This window comes from Alcaligenes sp. SJTW-7, assembly GCF_047716895.1.
Classification (GTDB): domain Bacteria; phylum Pseudomonadota; class Gammaproteobacteria; order Burkholderiales; family Burkholderiaceae_B; genus Alcaligenes; species Alcaligenes ammonioxydans.
Map to the genome: position 1 here is coordinate 3,428,617 of NZ_CP136682.1, position 19,642 is coordinate 3,448,258.

General features: G+C 58.6%; 15 protein-coding genes and 1 tRNA gene. 9 read left to right on the plus strand and 7 right to left on the minus strand.

Features of this window, described 5'->3' with window-relative positions:
- Nucleotides 1-22: 22 nt before the first annotated feature.
- The 6 genes from RSQ48_RS15550 to RSQ48_RS15575 form a co-directional block, all read right to left on the minus strand.
- Nucleotides 23-1,537, minus strand: coding sequence for a tripartite tricarboxylate transporter permease (locus tag RSQ48_RS15550; RefSeq protein ID WP_003805046.1), 1,515 nt, complete (start codon nucleotides 1,535-1,537; stop codon nucleotides 23-25).
- Complete coding sequence (locus tag RSQ48_RS15555; RefSeq protein ID WP_059318181.1) at nucleotides 1,534-1,977, minus strand: tripartite tricarboxylate transporter TctB family protein; 444 nt, start codon at nucleotides 1,975-1,977, stop codon at nucleotides 1,534-1,536. Before RSQ48_RS15555 ends, RSQ48_RS15550 begins: the two co-directional genes overlap by 4 nt.
- Nucleotides 1,978-2,063: 86 nt before the next feature.
- Nucleotides 2,064-3,056 carry a Bug family tripartite tricarboxylate transporter substrate binding protein gene (locus RSQ48_RS15560; protein WP_003805049.1) on the minus strand — a complete coding sequence of 331 codons (993 nt, stop codon included), beginning with the start codon at nucleotides 3,054-3,056 and terminating at the stop codon, nucleotides 2,064-2,066.
- 124 nt (nucleotides 3,057-3,180) lie between these two features.
- Nucleotides 3,181-4,587: a sensor histidine kinase gene (locus RSQ48_RS15565; protein WP_415301969.1), complete on the minus strand. Its 1,407-nt coding sequence runs from the start codon at nucleotides 4,585-4,587 to the stop codon at nucleotides 3,181-3,183.
- A gap of 24 nt (nucleotides 4,588-4,611) precedes the next feature.
- On the minus strand, nucleotides 4,612-5,295 hold the full coding sequence (locus RSQ48_RS15570; protein ID WP_415301970.1) for a response regulator: 684 nt from the start codon (nucleotides 5,293-5,295) through the stop codon (nucleotides 4,612-4,614).
- Between the two features lie 66 nt (nucleotides 5,296-5,361).
- Nucleotides 5,362-6,261: a LysR family transcriptional regulator gene (locus RSQ48_RS15575; RefSeq protein WP_003805057.1), complete on the minus strand. Its 900-nt coding sequence runs from the start codon at nucleotides 6,259-6,261 to the stop codon at nucleotides 5,362-5,364.
- Between the two features lie 136 nt (nucleotides 6,262-6,397).
- Between RSQ48_RS15575 and RSQ48_RS15580 the strand changes: the two genes are divergently transcribed.
- From RSQ48_RS15580 to RSQ48_RS15620, 9 genes are all read left to right on the plus strand, one after another.
- Nucleotides 6,398-7,720 (plus strand): MFS transporter, encoded by a 1,323-nt coding sequence (locus RSQ48_RS15580; RefSeq protein WP_415301971.1) that lies wholly within the window; start codon nucleotides 6,398-6,400, stop codon nucleotides 7,718-7,720.
- Nucleotides 7,721-7,739: 19 nt separating this feature from the next.
- Complete coding sequence (locus RSQ48_RS15585; RefSeq protein ID WP_415301972.1) at nucleotides 7,740-8,690, plus strand: carbon-nitrogen hydrolase family protein; 951 nt, start codon at nucleotides 7,740-7,742, stop codon at nucleotides 8,688-8,690.
- 469 nt (nucleotides 8,691-9,159) lie between these two features.
- The gene (gene fdnG / locus RSQ48_RS15590) at nucleotides 9,160-12,234 is read left to right on the plus strand and encodes a formate dehydrogenase-N subunit alpha (RefSeq protein ID WP_153008905.1); all 3,075 of its coding nucleotides are present in this window, start codon (nucleotides 9,160-9,162) and stop codon (nucleotides 12,232-12,234) included.
- A gap of 3 nt (nucleotides 12,235-12,237) precedes the next feature.
- Nucleotides 12,238-13,155 carry a formate dehydrogenase subunit beta gene (fdxH, locus tag RSQ48_RS15595; RefSeq protein ID WP_003805067.1) on the plus strand — a complete coding sequence of 306 codons (918 nt, stop codon included), beginning with the start codon at nucleotides 12,238-12,240 and terminating at the stop codon, nucleotides 13,153-13,155.
- The gene (locus RSQ48_RS15600; protein WP_003805069.1) at nucleotides 13,148-13,801 is read left to right on the plus strand and encodes a formate dehydrogenase subunit gamma; all 654 of its coding nucleotides are present in this window, start codon (nucleotides 13,148-13,150) and stop codon (nucleotides 13,799-13,801) included. Before fdxH ends, RSQ48_RS15600 begins: the two co-directional genes overlap by 8 nt.
- Before the next feature lie 77 nt (nucleotides 13,802-13,878).
- Nucleotides 13,879-14,805, plus strand: coding sequence for a formate dehydrogenase accessory protein FdhE (gene fdhE / locus RSQ48_RS15605; RefSeq protein ID WP_415301973.1), 927 nt, complete (start codon nucleotides 13,879-13,881; stop codon nucleotides 14,803-14,805).
- 84 nt (nucleotides 14,806-14,889) lie between these two features.
- Entirely contained in the window at nucleotides 14,890-16,308 is a 1,419-nt protein-coding gene (selA, locus tag RSQ48_RS15610) for an L-seryl-tRNA(Sec) selenium transferase (protein ID WP_415302361.1), read from the plus strand.
- Nucleotides 16,305-18,224, plus strand: coding sequence for a selenocysteine-specific translation elongation factor (gene selB, locus RSQ48_RS15615; RefSeq protein ID WP_415301974.1), 1,920 nt, complete (start codon nucleotides 16,305-16,307; stop codon nucleotides 18,222-18,224). The genes selA and selB overlap by 4 nt, the downstream gene beginning before the upstream one ends.
- Before the next feature lie 87 nt (nucleotides 18,225-18,311).
- Nucleotides 18,312-18,407 (plus strand) — tRNA-Sec (locus RSQ48_RS15620).
- Nucleotides 18,408-18,471: 64 nt separating this feature from the next.
- Here the strand turns inward: RSQ48_RS15620 and RSQ48_RS15625 are convergent.
- Nucleotides 18,472-19,254 (minus strand): aldolase, encoded by a 783-nt coding sequence (locus RSQ48_RS15625; RefSeq protein WP_301606040.1) that lies wholly within the window; start codon nucleotides 19,252-19,254, stop codon nucleotides 18,472-18,474.
- Between the last annotated feature and the right edge of the window lie 388 nt (nucleotides 19,255-19,642).

Below are 19,642 nucleotides of genomic sequence, written 5' to 3' on the forward strand. Positions count from 1 at the left end.
GGGACTTCCTCATGGTGTTTTCTTATGCCCCTGCTCTGCGTGCAGCGATGCGACGCAGCAGGATCGGACCCACACTAACCAAAAGTGCTGCGATCCACAAGGCGATCGATACCGGGCTCTCGAACAGAATGCCAAGCTGGCCGTCGGTAATGGACAAGGCCCGACGCAAATTCTGTTCCATCATATTGCCCAAGACCACACCCAACACCATCGGCGCCATAGGCACATTCATTTTGCGCAGGAAATAACCCAGCACCCCAATGCCAACCACCAGCAGTAGATCAAAAGTCGTGCCATTGATGGCATACACGCCGATATAACTGATGGCCAAAATGCCAGGCACCAGCAGGCGCGGTGGAATGGCCAGCATGGACGCAAAGACCCGAACCATGGGCACGTTCATCAGAAACAGCATGACGTTGGCGACCATCAAGGAAGCGATCAGGCCCCAGACTATCTGTGGCTGCGACTCAAACAGTACCGGCCCGGGCGTGATGTTATACAAGGTCAAGGCCCCCATCATGACCGCCGTCGTCCCCGAGCCGGGCACTCCCAAAGTCAGCATGGGAATAAAAGAACCCGTGGCGGCACTGTTGTTGGCCGCTTCCGGCGCAGCCAGACCTCGCATATCACCCTGACCAAACATGGCGTTAGGGTCCCTGCCTTCGATATATTTCTTCTCATTGGCGTAAGCCACCGCAGAGGCCACGCTTGCCCCGGCTCCGGGCAAAATGCCAATGAAAAATCCCATCAGGCCACCGCGCACCGTGCTCCACCAGGTCAGGCCCAGCTCTTTCAGATTAAAGAGCTTGCGCTTGCTTTTAGGCACTTCAATCGACACGCCACCCAGCAGGTTTTCCAGCATCTGCAGCATCTCGGCCACCGCAAACAAACCGATCACGACAACCACAAAATCTATGCCATCGGCCAGATTCGGGATATCGAAACTGTAGCGATACACCCCTGAGTTGGCATCCACGCCCACCGTGGAGATAAACAGCCCCAGCATGGCCGCCAGAATACCCTTGACCGGCTCATCACCCAACAGACTGGTCAGGGCGCAAAAAGCGAACACCATCAGCACAAAGTACTCGGCGGGGCCAAAGGCCACGGCCCAGCCAGCCAGCATCGGGGCCAGCAGCACGATGCCGCAAATAGCAATTGTGGAGCCAATAAAGGAGGCAAATGCCGACAAGGACAAGGCCACACTGGCCATCCCTTTGCGAGCCAAAGGATAACCATCCAGGGTGGTCATGACCGCAGCCGCCTCACCGGGCACGTTGATCAGAATAGAGGTAATCCGCCCACCATACTCGGCCCCCACATAGACGGCCGCCAGCAGAATCAGGGCCGATTCGGGCGGCAATTTCATCGCAAAAGCAATGGGCACCAACATGGCCACGCCATTGATAGGCCCCAGGCCTGGCAAGACGCCGACAATCGTGCCAATAAAGGCGCCGATCGCCGCCACCAGCAGATTCTGCGCGGAAAAGGCGACGCCAAAACCGACACTCAAATATTCCAATATCGAGCTCATAACCACGCTCCCAGAATGCCATGTGGCAGGACCACATCCAGGCCCAGGTCAAACAAGACAAACAGCCCCACTCCCATCGCCAGCCCCCCGATCAGGGCCTGCTTCCAGGAGCCGCCAAACAAACGCCCCACCAAGGTGGCCATCATCGTGGTGGCGACAATAAAGCCCAACCACTGAAACAGCCAGGCATAGGCAGCCAAATAGGCCACCATCATCAAAATGCGCCCGTTCGCGCCGGGCGGATTGGCGGCAACTTGCCCACCGCCCTTGAGAATCAGGCGCAATCCGCACAGGGCGATGATCAGGGCCAGCAACAACGGAAAGGCCTTGGGCCCCACGGGCTCGTACGAAAAGGGGGGCTCTAGGTCATAGCCAAAAGCGGTGATGAGGGCGGCAAACACCAGCGCGCCCACGCCAAGCACGCGATCATTTAGCGTCATGATGGAATTCTCCGGATTTTCCCGCCGGAAGCGGCGGGGCAGACAGTGGGCTCCCGACGCGCAGCAGCCGGGAGCGCCGTAAAGACTTACTTCTTGATCAAACCAAACGAGTCGGCCAATTCGCGGTACTGAACCACCTGTTGCTTGACGTAGGTATCCAGTTCCTGGCCACTCATATTGAACGGAAACAGGCCTTGTTGAGTCTGCAGACGCGCAAACTCCGGGGTTTTCATGAGCTTGTCAAAAGCTTGAACCCACCATTGATATTGCTCGTCAGAAACCTTGGGGCCGACGTAAAAGCCACGGATAATCGGCCATTCGATATCAAAGCCCTGCTCTTTGGCGGTAGGGATGCTGGCCATCGCGCCGTCAAGCCGCTTGTCATTGAACACCGCCAGGACCCGGATGGGCGCGCCGCCCTCCAGCATGGTGTGAGCCTCGGCCGCATCGCCCATGTAAGCCTGAATATGGCCGCCACGCAACGCTGTCATGGCCTCACCGCCGCCCTCAAAAGCGACAAAGCGCATTTTGCGGAAATCCACATTGGCTGCTCGCGCCGTCAGCGCGGCTTTCATCCAGTCCTGCCCACCGACCGAGCCACCTGCACCCAGCACAATCTTGCTGGGGTCGGCCTTGAACGCCTCCATCAGCGCCTTCAGATCCTGGTAGGGCGAGTCGTCACGCACAATGGCCACCCCGTAATCACTGCCAATCGATGCCAGCCAGCGCACATCGTCTACGGAATACTTGCCAAATTTGCCCTGCGCCAGATTCAGCAAGGAGCCTCCCGAAAACGCCGCGATTGCATTGCCGTCACCCGGGCGCTGCGCAACGATGTGGTTATAGGCCACCGCCCCTACGCCACCAGGCATGTAAACGGTACGCATGGGGTTGTCCAGCAGCTTGGTTTCCAGAAAACCATTCACAGCTACACGACAGGTCAAATCAAACCCGCCGCCCGGCTGAGCAGGCGCGATGCACTCGGGTTTAGGTGGTTGCTGGGCGCTCACACCGCTCAAGCTGCTCAGGCCCAAAAGGCTGCCTGCCAGCAGCACCCGTAGTTTCATGTGGATAGTCATTGAATCGCCTCCAAGAGGATCGTCGTCGTTGTAATGGTTGCGACCTTACCGGAGCGAAGCTTTCGCCTACCTTTCAGTTCTGCCAAAAAACGATATTTTCAAGGGTATACCCTGAATCAGAGGTTCAAGAGTCCAGGGCATTGAACTCCAGGCGCACGATCAGACCACGCTGGCCCGGCCCTGGCTGAAGGCTCATCCGGGCATCGTGAATCTGGGCAATCGCCTGCACGATGGCCAGCCCCAACCCCGACCCTTGCAAAGCCTTGCCCGCCTCGCCACGACGAAAGCGATGCCCCGCCTTGGCCATATCATCGGCACTCATGCCCGGCCCATCATCCTCGACCTGTATACGGCACACGTTTCCCTCTTGCTGTACCGACACGGTGATGCGAGCACCTTTTGGACAATACTTGATCGCGTTGCTGACCATATTGCTGAGGGCCTGCTGCACCAGCCACGCCTCGCCTACTACCCGCACCGGTCGGGAAGGCGCTTCCAGCCCCAGGTCCTGACGGCGCGACCGCGCCAGACTCCATAACTCATCGACCACCTGTGCCGCCTGCTGACACAGATCCACGGTTCCCAATGCAGCCCGAACCCGTAGTTGATCCGCCGCATCCCGCACTCGTGATAAGGCCACCATCTGATGCGTCATCTGCGCCGTATTGTTCAAACGCTGCTGGATGGCATCGAGCACCTCTTTCATCTCTTCGGTCTTGGCCAGCGACAAGGCAAAATCCACCTGGGTCAACAAGACCGCCAAAGGCGTTTTCAACTGATGAGAGGCATCATCCAGAAACTGCTGCTGCTCTCGCGACTTGCGGGCATAACGCTCCATATGCAGGTTGATGGTCTGCACCAAGGGCCGTACCTCGCGCGGCAGACTGACATCACTGATCGGCTCCAGATTGTCGGGAGAGCGGCTCCTGACCTCGGCGCTGAGCTTGCGCAAAGGGCGCAAGGCCAGCAAGGTGCCGACCAGAATGAGCACAATAAACAGGCTCAACACGGCCAGATCCTGAATCAGATTCTGAAAAATCACCTTGCGAATGAAGGCATCGCGCTCACTGAGATTCTCACCGGCCTGTATCAAAACCCGACTGTGCTGATAGGTCTGCAGTCGCCCGTCCGACTCCAGTGCGACCGCCGCGATTCGCAAGGGTTCGCCCAAATACTGGGCATCATAAAAAACCGGCTGATTACTCTGTAATCGCTTGGCGGGCAACGGCATGCCCGTAAACCCAATCTCCGACAGCCCATCTTCGGTGGCGATCCGAAAATACACCTGGCTGCTGATGGTGTACTCCATGTACTCCATCATGTAGTAGGACTGCTCCATCGCCAAGCCGCCACTGATGGTGGTCACATTGGCCGCCATGGACTTGAGCGCCCCGGCCAGAGCCCGATCAAAGGCCGCGTTCACCTGATCCTTGAGCATCATACTGGACACGAACAAGGACACGCCCGATGTCAGCAATGCCACGGGGATCAACATGCACAGCAAAGTACGACGCAAGCTGCTCAGGGCCATGGTCGCTCCCGACAGAAAGCCACGTTAGGGCTCGTCATCCGTGACAGGCTCCAGGCAATAACCGACCCCGCGCAAGGTCACGATATGCACATCCGAGTCCTGCAGTTTCTTGCGCAGACGGTGCACCAACACTTCGATAGCCTCGATATTGATTTCATCCTCATCCTTGTCGTTGAGCCGGTCCAAAATGAACTGCTTATTGACTGGCTCTCCGCTGCGCTGCACCAGAATGCGCAACACCTCCGCCTCACGCGGCGACACGGACAAAAGAGCGCCATCCAGCGTGAAGCGCTGTGTGGACAGGTCGTAGGCCAGGCTCGCACAGGCCATACGGGGCTTTTCCTTGCCGCGGCTGCGGCGTATGAGCGCATTGACGCGTGCCACCAGTTCTTCAATCCGGAAAGGTTTGGGCAAAAAATCATCTGCCCCACACTCGAGCGCCCCCACGCGTTCCTGAAGCGAGTCGCGCGCGGTCAAAATCAGGACGGGCGTGCGGTTGTCCTCGGAGCGCAGGCGCGCCAGCAAAGCACGACCATCCATGCCCGGCAACCCCAGGTCCAGTACCAGGGCATCAAATTCCTCGATCCGCAAGCGGTGATAGGCCACCATTCCGTCGTTGGACCATTCAACCGTAAATCCTTTCTTTTGCAAGCTGCGCGTCAGCCACAAGGCCAAATCAGGCTCGTCTTCGATCAGTAAAATACGCATGGCGGAAAGTAAAAAACAAAACAGGACAGCAACAATAATAAGCCGCCAAAGGGCACGGCCCGCGTTTCAATGATCCGCCGGCTCGGTCAACTCCAGCACAAAACGACGCAGCCACCGGCTTTCCTCATCGTGCTCCTTGTTGATATCCCAGATCATGGACACTACAAACGAGGGCACACGCAGTGGCACTGGCGAGACAGCCAGACGGCTATTGCATTCCACGAAGGAGCGGGCGGCATAGTCCGGCATGGTCAACACCAAAGGACTGCCGACAATCGCATTGATCGCCCCCGAAAAGTGGGTAAATGAGGCCTTGACCTTGCGCTGCAGGCGCTCGGCATCAAACAGTTCATCTACAAAACCACGCAGCCCGTCAAAAGACACCCGGCCGTGATGAGCATGAAGGTACTCCTGCTTGCTGATGGGACTGGAGAACTGCACCGAATGGCGATCATAAATGCAGATATAAGAAGCCGAAAACAGGACCTGTGATTTGTGCATGGTGCTCAGGAACTTGGGACTGGAGCAGATGGCCAGATCCGCCCCGTGCTCCTGCATGCTTTGCGGCCACAAATAGCTGTTGGTCTGATAGAAGGAAAAACTGATGGTCCAGCCTTGCTCGTTGGCCGTGCGGATCATGCGTTTGGCCAGCATATTCTCCAGATCATCCGATAAGGCAATGCGAAACACCCGACTGGAACGAGTGGGGTCGAAGTCCTGATCGGAGGTCAGCAGCGTCGAAATGCTTTTCAGGGCTTCGGATATCTGCGGAGCAATCTCCAAGGCGCGATGCGTGGGAGTCATGCCATGCGAGCCCCGCGTGAACAACTCGTCATTAAAGACCACCCGCAACTTGCGCAAGGACGCGCTGACCGCTCCCTGGGTCAGAAACAAGGCATTGGCGGCCTTGGTGACGCTGCGCTCATTCATCAAACACTGAAACACCAGCAACAGGTTCAAATCCATGCGCCTGATATTAGCGATATTAATCGAAGCCATTTTTCTAATTAGTTTGAATAATTATTTGGCTTGATTAGACTAAAAATCAGCCACAACCACAATAAGGGCCAGGTACATACCTGCCCCACTCGAGGAGATTGTTATGGGCACTGCTACCACCGCCCCTTCCCACGCCAAACCGGCCCCCCCAGGCCAGCCGGGTCTGAGCCGAAAACAAGTGCTTGCCGTAGGTATCGGCAACTTTATGGAATGGTTTGATTTCGCGATTTACGGCTACTTTGCAGCCGTCATTGGCAGCATCTATTTTCCATCCGACGCCGCCGGGGTTTCCCTGTTGTCGTCCCTGGCCGTATTTGCGGTGGGCTTTGTCTCACGTCCCTTTGGTGCACTGATTCTGGGTCCCATTGGTGACCGCTTCGGGCGCAAGACCGTGCTGATGATTACCGTCTTTGGCATGGGCGTCTTTACCACCTTGATTGGCCTGCTGCCCGGTTACGCCACCCTGGGTATCACAGCGCCTATCCTGCTGGTCATCCTGCGTTTTTTGCAAGGCATGATGGTGGGCGGAGAATGGTCGGCAGCCGGTATTTTCCTGGTGGAAAGTGCCCCCGCCCATCGTCGCGCCAGTGCCGCCAGCGTGGTCACCTTTACCGCCGGTATCGCTTTTCTGGTGGGGACCGCCACAGCAGCCGCCATCAATGCCAACCTGAGCGATGAGCAAGTCTACAGCTGGGGCTGGCGTGTACCTTTTGTGCTGTCCATTGTGATGACGTTCATTGCCGTCTTTATCCGTCGCAAGCTCAATGACACGCCGGTCTATCACGAGCTGCAGGAAAAGAAGGCCAACCACACCCTGGAGCGGGTTTCGCCCAAAGACAAGTTCAATGCCTTTGTCCTGTCCTTCGCATTTTCGGCCCTGTTCCTGGTGTCGCTGTATTTCTTCATCACCTACGCCAATAACCACCTGGTCTCCGTTTTGGGGCTGAGCAAGACAAATGCCCTGTGGCTGTGCAGTGCGTCCCTGGTGGTGTATTGCATCCTGCACCCGCTGGTTGGCCGTTTCTCGGACCGCTACGGACGTCGCAAGCTGGCCTTGTTTGCCGCCGCTGGCCTGACCGTCATGGCCTACCCGATTTTCCTCTTGATGAACACAGGTAAACCGGCCCTGATCCTGCTTGGCCTGACCATTCTGGCCTTTCTGGTAGCCATCTCCGCCGTCATGAACGTGGTGCTGCTGGTGGAAGTGTTCCCGGCGTCAATCCGCTCCACCGGCGCCGCCTTGGGCCACAACGTTTCATCGGCTCTGTTGGCCGGACCGGGCCCCTTCATTGCCGCGGCTCTGATCCAGTACACCGGCAACCCCAACGTACCGGCCTGGTATCTGGCCGCGGTATCCCTGGCGAGCTTGCTGATTCTGTATACCCGCCTGCCCGAAACTCAACATGTGGACCTGTCCGCGGGCTAACCCCTAAAGGAGAGTAGTTATGAGCAAAGTTGCTGTTATACAAGCGGCATCCATTCCCTTTGACTCTGCCAGCAGTGTCGACAAAGCCGCCACTATCTTGCAGCGCGTTGCGGCCAACGGCGCCACACTGGCGGTCTTTCCCGAGGCCTTTCTGGGGGGCTACCCCAAAGGCATCAGCTTTGGCAGCGTGATCGGCAATCGTCGTCCCGAAGGCCGCGCCCTGTATCAACGGTACGTGGAGGGTGCCGTCACCTTGGGCGGCCCTGAACTGGAAGCCCTGGCCGAGGCGGTCACCCAGACCGGTGTCTACACCGTGATGGGCGTAATCGAAAAAATGGGTCGCACCCTGTACTGCACCGCCTTGACGCTGGCTCCCGGCAAAGGCGTGGTGGGCATTCACCGCAAGCTGATGCCTACCGGACAGGAACGTCTGGTATGGGGGTTTGGCGATGGCTCCACCATGGGGACAGTCGACACGCCACTGGGCCGTCTTGGCAGTGTGATCTGCTGGGAAAACTATATGCCGGCCCTGCGTCAGACCATGTACGCGCAGGGTACTGAAATCTACTGCGCGCCTACTGCTGACGATCGCCCCACCTGGGCCTCGTCCATGATCCACATTGCCGTCGAAGGCCGCGTGTTTGTGCTGTCCGCCTGCCAGGCCATCCGCCTGAACGCCTATCCCGACGCCTTTCAGAAGGAATTTGCTCTGCCCGGCGAATTTGCACCGGACAGCTACGTCATGCATGGCGGCAGCATGATCGTCAGCCCTACCGGCCAAGTGCTGGCCGGCCCGGTATTCGACGAAGAAACCGAGCTGTACGCCGAGCTGGACATGGATTTGCTCAAGCAGGCCAATCTGGACTTTGATGTCTACGGCCACTACTCGCGCCCCGATATCTTCTCCCTGCATGTGGACACCCGTGCCAAACAGGTAGTAAGGCTGCAAACCGAAAACTCAGACGAGTAAAGCCGCGACGCCCTGCGTCGTAAGAGAAAGCGGCCCCATCGCGCCTGTCAGGTGATGGGGTCGGGCCTGCGGGACACAACACAAATCGTCTGCGCTGTACGCTGGGCCAGGGGTTCTTTAACGGCGCTTTGCCGACCGCAAGCTCCGGTGAGGTCACTGAGCCCCCGCTTCTGCTCCTCGGGCGCGTTGACTATCTAACGGTGTTCAGACCGAGTCCTTCAAACACAAGGCCGAATTTAAAAAATCCCATGCAAATAGTAGGTGAATACCCGCATCACCGACTACACTTGCGGCTTCGGCGTGAAAACCTCAATAGAATCAAGATTGTCCTTGATCAATTTGGTACGCGCTTTGGACAGTAAGGCATACGCTCAACGCTTATACTGTTCAACTATAAAACAGGGGCAACGCTCACAAGGCCACCCCCTGCAGATTTCAAACACGAAAACACATCCTATTGGAGAGCCGCATGGTTAACATGAATCGGCGTCAGTTCTTCAAAGTGACGGGGGCCTCGCTGGCCAGCTCCAGCATGGTCTTGCTGGGCGCTGCGCCCACCCCCGCCATGGCGGAAGTCAGGCAGTACAAACTGACCCGCATGACAGAGACGCGAAATACCTGTCCTTATTGTTCTGTTGCCTGTGGGGTACTGCTGTACTCTCGCGGTGACGGCGCCATGAATGCCGAGCCCAGCGTGGTTCACATCGAAGGCGATGCCGATCACCCCGTCAATCGCGGCACACTCTGTCCCAAAGGCGCTGGCCTGGTGGATTTCATCAAGAGCCCCAACCGACTCAAATATCCGGAATACCGTGCCCCCGGCTCGGACAAGTGGGAACGCATCTCCTGGGAAGACGCTTTCTCGCGTATTGCCAAGCTGATGAAGGAAGACCGCGACGCCAACTTCCAGACCACTGCCGACGATGGCACCGTGGTGAACCGCTGGCTGACCACGGGCATGCTGGCTGCCTCGGCAAGCAGTAACGAAGTGGGTTACGTCACCCATAAAGTCATCCGCAGCATGGGTGTTCTGGCGTTCGATAACCAAGCACGTGTCTGACACGGCCCGACGGTGGCAGGTCTTGCCCCGACGTTTGGCCGTGGAGCGATGACGAACCATTGGGTCGACATCAAGAACGCGGATATTGTGCTGATTATGGGCGGCAACGCAGCCGAGGCGCACCCCTGTGGTTTCAAATGGGTAACCGAGGCCAAAGCACACAACAATGCAAAACTGATCGTCGTGGATCCACGCTTTACGCGTTCGGCATCCGTGGCGGATTTTTACGCGCCTATACGTACTGGCAGCGACATCACCTTCCTGGGTGGCGTCATCAAGTACCTGTTGGATAACGACAAGATCCAGCATGAGTACGTGCGCAACTACACCGATATGCCCTTTATCGTGCGCGAGGACTTTGACTTCGAGCAGGGGCTGTATTCGGGCTACAACGAAGAAAAACGCAGCTACGACAAGTCCTCCTGGGACTACGAGCTGGGCGAGGACGGCTACGTCAAGACCGATCCCACCTTGCAGCACCCCCGCTCGGTCTACCAGTTGCTGCGCAAACACTACGAGCGCTACACGCCCGAGATGGTGGAACGCGTCTGCGGCACGCCCAAGGACAAATTCCTGAAAGTCTGTGAGATGCTGGCCTCGACCGCAGAGCCCGGTCGTGCAGGCACCATTCTGTATGCACTGGGCTGGACGCAACACAGTATTGGTTCGCAGATCATCCGTACCGGCGCCATGGTGCAGTTGCTGCTGGGCAATATTGGTATTGCCGGCGGTGGCATGAACGCGCTGCGCGGGCACTCCAACATTCAGGGCCTGACGGACCTGGGTTTGATGTCCAACCTGCTGCCTGGCTATCTGACCTTGCCCAACCAGGCCGAGAAGGATTTTGACGGCTATATTGGCGCGCGCGCCCAACAGCCACTACGTCCCAATCAGCTCAGCTACTGGCGCAACTACAAGAAGTTCCATGTCAGCCTGATGAAAGCCTGGTTCGGTGATGCCGCCCAGGCCGACAACAACTGGGCCTACGATTACCTGCCCAAGCTAGACAAGCTCTACGACATGCTGCAGGTGTTCGAGCTGATGGACGAAGGCAAGATGACAGGCTATATCTGTCAGGGCTTCAACCCCCTGGCGGCAGCGCCCTACAAGGCCAAGCTGCTGCGTGCGTTCTCCAAGCTCAAGTACATGGTCATCATGGACCCGCTGGTCACGGAAACGTCGGAGTTCTGGCGTAACTACGGCGAGCACAATGATGTCGATACCGCCTCCATCCAGACCGAAGTCTTCCGACTGCCCACCACCTGTTTTGCCGAGGAAGAAGGCGCACTGGTGAACTCGGGTCGTTGGCTGCAATGGCACTGGAAGGCCGCCAACCCACCGGGCGAGGCCAAGAGCGATATTGAAATCATGAGTACGCTGTTCACGCGTATCCGCTCGCTGTACGAGAAAGAAGGCGGCGCCTTCCCTGATCCGATCCTGAACCTGTCCTGGCCCTACTCCAATCCGGACGATCCGACCGCCGCTGAACTGGCCAAGGAGTATTCCGGACGTGCCCTGGTCGATCTGGTCGATCCCAAGGACCCGACCAAGATCACGCGCAAGGCCGGCGAGCAGCTCGATGGTTTTGGCGAACTGCGCGACGACGGCAGCACGCTGAGCGGTTGCTGGATCTATGCCGGCGCCTGGACGCAGCAAGGCAACCTGATGGCTCGCCGCGACAATAGCGACCCGACCGGCATCGGCCAGACGCTGAACTGGGCCTGGGCCTGGCCAGCGAACCGCCGGGTGCTCTACAACCGGGCTTCCTGTGACCTGAACGGCAAACCGTTTGACCCGCGCCGCAAGCTGATTCACTGGGACGGCAAGCGCTGGGTGGGGGCGGATATCCCTGACTACAAGGCCGATGAGAACCCGGCTGACGGCATGGGGCCGTTCATCATGAACCCCGAAGGGGTAGCCCGCTTCTTTGCCCGTAAAGGCATGGCGGAAGGCCCATTCCCCGAGCATTACGAGCCCTTTGAAAGCCCCTTGAGCTACAACCCGCTCAGCCCTGATGAGCCTCGTGCCATCACCAACCCGGCAGCCCGTATCTTCAAGGACGACCTGGCCGCCATGGGTACGGTAGACAAGTTCCCCTATGTGGGTACCACCTACCGCCTGACCGAGCACTTCCACTACTGGACCAAGCACGTCAAGCTCAACGCCATCGTGCAGCCCGAACAGTTTGTGGAAATTGGCGAGGAACTGGCCAAGGAAGTGGGCATTGTGCAGGGCGACCGCGTCAAGGTGTCCTCCAACCGTGGCTACATCAAGGCCGTGGCGGTGGTGACCAAACGCATCAAGGCCCTGAACGTGGATGGCAAGATCGTCCATCAGGTGGGAATCCCGCTGCACTGGGGCTTTGTGGGTCTGGCCCGACCCGGTTTCCTGATTAATGCGCTGACCCCGCCAGTAGGCGATGGCAACTCGCAAACGCCGGAGACCAAGGCCTTCCTGGTTCAACTTGAAAAGGTTAAGGAGTAAGCCATGGCCTTGCAATCACTTGATATCAAACGGCTCTCCGCAACCACCACCCCATCGCCCAGCGTGCGCGAGCCCGTGGGCGGAGAGGTGGCCAAGCTGATCGACACCAGTAAGTGCATTGGCTGTAAGGCCTGTCAGGTCGCCTGCATGGAATGGAACGATACGCGTGACGAAATCGGCCACAACGTCGGGGTGTATGACAACCCGGCCGACCTGACCGACAAGTCCTGGACCATCATGCGTTTTGCGGAGTATGAGAACCCCGCTGGCGATCTGGAATGGCTGATTCGCAAAGATGGCTGCATGCACTGCGAGGACCCGGGCTGTCTGAAGGCCTGCCCCTCGCCGGGCGCCATCGTGCAGTACACCAACGGCATCGTCGATTTCCACGAGGAAAACTGCATTGGCTGCGGCTATTGCGTAACCGGCTGTCCCTTCGATGTGCCTCGCATTTCGGAAAAGGACAAGAAGGCCTACAAGTGCACCTTGTGTTCGGACCGTGTCGCTGTTGGTCAGGAGCCGGCCTGTGCCAAGACCTGTCCGACTGGCGCAATTGTCTTCGGAACCAAAGAAGACATGCAGCAGCACGCGGCCGAGCGTATCGAAGACCTGAAATCGCGTGGCTTTGACAATGCCGGCCTGTACGATCCGGCCGGCGTGGGCGGCACCCACGTCATGTACGTGCTGCACCACGCCGACAAGCCCGAGCTGTACAGCGATCTGCCCAAAGATCCGCAAATCAGCCCGATGGTCTCGTTGTGGAAGGGCGTGGCCAAGCCCCTGGGGGTCGCGGCCATGGCACTGACCGCCCTGATTGGTTTCTTCCACTACATCCGAACCGGTCCTAACGAGACTGACGAGGAAGACGAGCGCCGCGCCGACGAGGAAGCACGCAAGATCCAGGAGGCCCACCATGACTGATCACAACCGCAAGGACCTGATTCAGCGCTACACCACCAGTCAGCGCATCAATCACTGGATCATTGCCATCAGCTTTGTGCTGCTGGCCTTGTCCGGTCTGGCGCTGTTTCATCCGTCCATGTTCTGGCTGAGCCATCTGCTAGGCGGCGGGCCCTGGACACGCATTCTTCACCCATTCATTGGCGTGGTGATGTTTGTGTGCTTTTTCCTGTTTGCGGCTCGCATGGTGCGGCACAATATGTTCTCCAAGGGTGACGCAGCCTGGCTGCGTCACTTCAAGGACGTACTGGACGCCAAGGACGAGCGTATCCCCGAGGTTGGGCGCTACAACGCCGGGCAAAAAATCCTGTTTTTTGCATTGGTAATCTTCATGATTGGCCTGCTGGCAACCGGTGTGGTGATGTGGCGCGAATACTTTTCCGCCTTCTTCCCCATCTGGGCCATCCGTCTGGCCTCCGTGCTGCACGCGGCCTGCGCCTTGCTGATGATTTGCGCGATTATCGTGCACATCTACGCCGGGATCTGGGTCAAGGGTTCGGTCAAGGCCATGACCCGCGGCACGGTGACCCGCGCCTGGGCCTGGAAACACCACCGCGCCTGGTTCCGTGAGGAAATGGAAAAAGGTCAACGCCGTTCCGCCAAATAAGCGGTAATCTGCTTTATCAGTAACCCGGCTGCCATGCGCCATTTCGGGCATGGCAGCCTTGTTTTCAGGAGTCTGTCTTGCAACGCATCCTTCCGCGCGGCGAAATTGAAAGTCTGGACCACACCTCCATCCCCCGACTGCGTCTGCCTGTGCGAGCCAGCGTTTTTGCGGACCGGGCGGCGCGTCTGCGTCAACTGGCTGCCGACAACCCCGTCGGCGCCTATCTGCAGTTGCTGGCGCACCTGGTGGACGGCCAACACACGCAACTAAGCGCCCTTTCCCCCACTGAGCTGCCCGCTGATGTGCTGGAAACGGCCCAACGGCACGGCATGCCGCCTTTGTTGGCCTCGGGCTGGAAGCGCGATCCGCAGTGGCTCAGCATCTTGAGCAACCTGCTCAATCACATGATCCAGAACCCGGACGTGCCCGCTCCCGCGCAAGAGGTCTGCCAGGGCCTGCTGAAAGCAGCCCAGTCCGATCCGCAAAAGCTGGAAGACCTGGCTGACGCGATTCTGGCCGAACAACTGCCGGAACAAGAGGGCGCCGCGGCCCCTTTTGTCATGGCCGCCTTGCAGGTGTACTGGACGCACCTGGCCTGCTCGCTGACCGAAGGCCAACTGTCGGTCACCAGCCCCTTTGGCGTGTGCCCGTCCTGCGGCAGCCTGCCCGTATCCAGTGTGGTGCGTGTCGGTGGTCGTGAAGACGGTTGCCGTTATATGTGTTGCCCTCGCTGCAGCGTGGAATGGCATCTGGTGCGAGTCACCTGCTCGCACTGCGAAAGCACCAAAGGCGTGGCTTACCACGCGATCGAGGATGGCCCGGAAGGAATCAAGGCCGAGTCCTGTGACAACTGCCACACCTACCGCAAAATCTTCTATCAGGAAAAACAGCTGGGCATTGACCCGGTTGCCGATGATCTGGCCACTCTGGCTCTGGATGTCTTGATGGGCGAAGCAGGTTATTCCCGTGCCAGCGGCAATCCCCTTCTTTGGCAGCAGTCTTAAGCTAAGATTCCCCTACGCCTTGCTGTCGTGCACGCAAGGCGTAGCCGAGAGACCTTGCCCACAGACTTTGCCTGCCTTTGAATGATGAGCCCCACTCCCGAACTCTCCCCCGCCCACATCCCCTCCCTGGACCGCCTGCTGCGCTCGTCAGAGTTCCAGCCTTTGCTGCGCCAGTTTGGCCACTCCCGCCTCAGTCAACACACTCGCGGTCATTTGCAGGCACTGCGGGAAGCGGTGTTAAAGGGTGCGCTAAGCCCCCAGGATCTGGAGCCCGCGCAGCTCGCCAAAGCCCTGCAAGCACAGTTGCAAGCAAAGTCCCGCTTAAAGCTGCGCCCGGTCTTTAATCTGACCGGCACCGTGCTACACACCAATCTGGGGCGTGCCATGTTGCCGGAGGACGCCATTCAGGCCGTTGTCCAGGCCATGCGCTCACCCGCCAATCTGGAATTTGATCTGGCAACCGGGGGGCGAGGCGACCGTGATGACCTGATCAGCCCCTTGCTGTGCGAACTGACTGGCGCCGAGGCCGCTACTGTCGTAAACAATAATGCAGCTGCCGTGCTGCTGATGCTCAGCACCCTGAGTCCCCAATGCGAAACCGTGGTGTCACGCGGCGAGCTGGTTGAAATTGGCGGAGCCTTTCGCATTCCCGACATCATGAAACGCGCCGGGGCGCTTTTACATGAAGTCGGCACCACCAACCGTACCCATGCGGCCGATTACGACAACGCCGTCAACGAGCGCACCGCCATGTTAATGAAGGTGCATTGCAGCAACTACGCCGTCAAAGGTTTCACCAAAAGCGTTTCGGTAAGGGAAGTGGCACAGATCGCCAAGAAGCACGGCCTGCCCACCAGCGTCGATCTGGGCAGTGGCACCTTGGTTGATTTAAGCCAATGGGGCCTGCCACCCGAGCCTACCGTGCGCGAAACCATCGAAGCGGGCGCCGATATCGTGACTTTCAGCGGTGACAAGCTGTTGGGTGGCCCACAGGCAGGCCTGATCGTAGGCCGCGCCGATCTGATCGCCAAGATCAAGAAGAACCCGTTCAAACGCGCCTTGCGTGTAGGCAAAATCACGCTGGCAGCACTGGAGCCCGTGCTGGCCTTATACCGTTCGCCAGAGCGCTTGCCCGAGCACCTGACTACCCTGCGTCTGCTGACCCGACCTGCGGCTGAAATGCGCGCCCAGGCACTGCGTTTGGCACCAGTCCTGCAGCAATGGGTGGGCACACAATTTGCTGTCGAACCCACTGCCATGTTGAGCCAGATTGGCAGCGGGGCGTTGCCCGAAGATGTGCTGCCCAGCTTCGGGCTGCGCTTTGCCTACAAAGGGCCGGGCCGTCCGGGCCGCCATCTGACCCAACTGGAAGAACGCCTGCGCAGTTTGCCCCAGCCCGTCATCGGACGCATTGCGCAAGATGCCTTCTGGCTCGACCTGCGCTGTCTGGAAGAACACGCTGAACCGTTGCTCAGCGCACAACTGAATCCCGAGCAAGCATGATTGTTGGTACTGCAGGCCATATCGATCACGGCAAAACCACTTTGATCCGCGCCTTGACGGGCGTGGATACCGATCGTCTGGAGGAGGAAAAAAAGCGCGGCATCTCCATCCAGTTGGGCTATGCCTACACGCCTCTGCCCGACGGCCAGATCCTGGGCTTTATTGATGTGCCCGGCCACGAGCGCCTGGTACACACCATGGTTGCAGGTGCCACGGGCATTGATTTTGGCTTGCTGATCGTGGCGGCAGATGATGGTGTCATGCCACAGACCCGCGAACATCTGGCCGTGCTGCAATTGCTGGGCTTGAATGCCGGAGCCCTCGTACTGAGCAAGGCCGATCGGGCCGATACCGCTCGCCTTGAATCGGTCAAGGCGGAACTACGAGCGCTTGCTCACGGCACCTTTCTGGAACAGGCACCTGTCTTTGTGGTGGATGCCTTGAGTGAGGAGCATTCCGGCCTGCAAGCGCTGCGCCAGCATCTGCATACGCAGGCCATGCAATCGACCCGGCAGGAAGGGCAAGGTTATTTCCGTCTGGCCATTGATCGTGTGTTCACCTTGCAGGGCCACGGGACAGTAGTGACCGGCACCGTGCATGACGGTACGCTGGATCTGGATGGCCCCCCGGTGGACCTGCACCTGATGCCACGCGGCACGCCGGTACGGGTACGCAGTATTCATGCTCAGAACCGGGCCTCACGCCAGGCCCGCGCCGGACAGCGTTGCGCCCTGAACCTGGGTGGGATCGATGTGCAGGATATCGAGCGTGGCGACTGGCTGGCCGACGCCCGCTGTTTTATCCCCTCTACACGTATCGACGTGGAACTGAGCCTGCTGGACAAGGACATGCCCGCCTTGCGTACCTGGTCGCCCTGGCATGTGCACCTGGGCGCCGCGCACCTGACAGCCCATGCCGTGCCTTTGGAGGGCGACGCTTTGCAAGCCGGTCAGACCGCTAAGGTTCAACTGGTCTTTGACCGACCTATCTGCTCCATGACCGGTGAACGCTTTATCTTGCGCAACGCACAGGCCAGCGAAACAGTCGGTGGTGGGATTGTGCTGGACCCGAATGCACCAGACCGCAAACGACGCTCTACGACACGACTGTCCTGGCTGGACGCCCTGGCACAATGGGCGCGCGGCGGACCACTGGAAGGCCTGCTGGCCCACGCACCTTACGGCTTGGACGAAGCAACGCTCCTACGTCTGTCGGGTGGAACGCAGCACCGCTTGATCGCTCCTGCAAACGCCCGCTGGCACACCGGGCCCCGCCCACAAAGTCAGCCTATTTTGCTCGGTGATGCACGCCTAGAAGCACTCTGCCAACACGTAGAAAGCGTGATGCTGCAGTTTCATGAGCGCTATCCGGACGAACCGGGCCTGTCCGTCAGCCGCTTGCGCCGCATGGCGGCACCCACCATGCCCGACGCGGTCTGGCAACTCTTAAGCGAGCATCTGCTGGCAGAACAGCGCCTGGCTCGACAGGGTGCCTGGCTGCATACCCCAGGGCACCGCGTCACGCTCAGTCCCGATGATCAAATCCTGGCCGCAGCCCTGCTGCCGTTAATCGACGCTGGCCGCTTCGATCCACCCTGGACACGCGATCTGGCCAAAGAAACCGAGGCGCCCGAGGAGCGGACGCGCAACGTGCTGCGCCGACTGGTCCGCCAAGGCGAACTGTTTCAGGTCGTGCATGATCTGTTCTACCACCGTCGTCAGATTGCGGCTCTGGCCCACATCGTCGAGGAACTGCACACGGGTCAAGGAGTCAGCGCCGCCCAGTTTCGGGACGCAACCGGATTGGGCCGCAAACGGGCCATTCAGATTCTGGAGTTTTTTGATCGTATCGGCTATACACGACGGGTGCGTGATCGCCATGTTTTACGAGGCGAGGCCTGGGCAGCAGCGGATTGAACCAAAAGCGCGAAGTGGGTGCCGAAGCAGACGGCTCCCCGATCGTTGAAGCCTGACCGGCCCTAACGTATGATAGGGCCTCTTGAAGGAAAGCATCCGTGCCCGGTGGCACGGCCGGGCTTCAAACCCGGTTGGGGGCGTCAGACGTTCCCAGGTAGGTTCGACTCCTGCTGCTTTCCGCCACCTGCCTTTGAGCGAGAGATCGCCTGCGATCTCAAACGCCCCCAAGACTATTCACCCCTGGGTTTTACTCAAGTGCATCGGCATGATGCTTTAAAGCCTTGCGCACGTAATACTCGAAGCCAATCTCGGACCGGCGAGGGCGCAAGATCCAGTCATGTGCCTCTCGCCCCAGCTCCGGAAGAATCGGCTTGATCTGCCCGGCAGACATAGCCAGCAACTGCATCCGCGCGGCACGCTCGAACTGCAAGGCCAGCACACAGGCTTCTTCGATGGAGCCGGCCGCAATCAACATGCCGTGATGCGCCAGCAAAATCGCACGCTTGTTACCCAAGGCCTGGGAGATGATCTGCCCTTCTTCATTGCCGACAGGCACGCCAGGCCAGTCTTTCAGGAAAGCACAGTCCTCGTACAACGTGCAGTTATCCATATGAGAGACTTCTAAAGGCACGCCCAACATGGATAAGGACGCCACATGCAAAGGATGGGTATGGATAATGCAATTGACGTCGGGTCGTGCGCGATACACCCAGGAGTGAAAGCGGTTCGCCGGATTAGGCATGCCCTGCCCTTCCAGAACCCTCAGGTCCTCATCCACCAGCAAAATATTGGACACACTGATCTCATCGAAGCCCAAGCCTAGCTGCTGGGTGAAATAGGTACCTTCCTGCTTGCCCCGCCCTGTAATTTGTCCAGCCAAGCCGGAGTCATGCCCGCCGTCAAACAGAATTCGACAGGTCAGGGCCAACTTTTCTTTAACACTGCGTTCCGGAACCTGAAACTGAGCCTGCATCTGTTCCTGCGCGCGAGCGATCAACGTTGATTTGGACAAATCCATCGTCGTAGTCATGAGTATTCCTTGTGAACAGCCTGGAGCATCCAAAGACACAGAGCCTCGTGCTTGAACCAGGCCCCTGCGCAATTGAAAAGAAGTCGCTTCAGTGATGGCGATCCTGGCCCAGGCCAAGAACTGCTGTGAAGGCTGATACAGCATGGGCCGTATCCACGAGATGAAGAGCGTGTTGTTTGGAATTGTTCTGACTACTTCTTCAAGCAAGCATGTTTCCTTTAAAGCCAAATCCTGTCAATCAGGAAACCCTATTTCCATACGAACCATAGGCTTTCAAGACTGATTTCGGGCTGCCAACGCTGACCGCTTGACCGTGGTGCTCTCCGCCTTCCGCCGTTGACGTTACAGTTATGTTGCAACCCAGCAACGCGTTTAGCAATTATTCTCA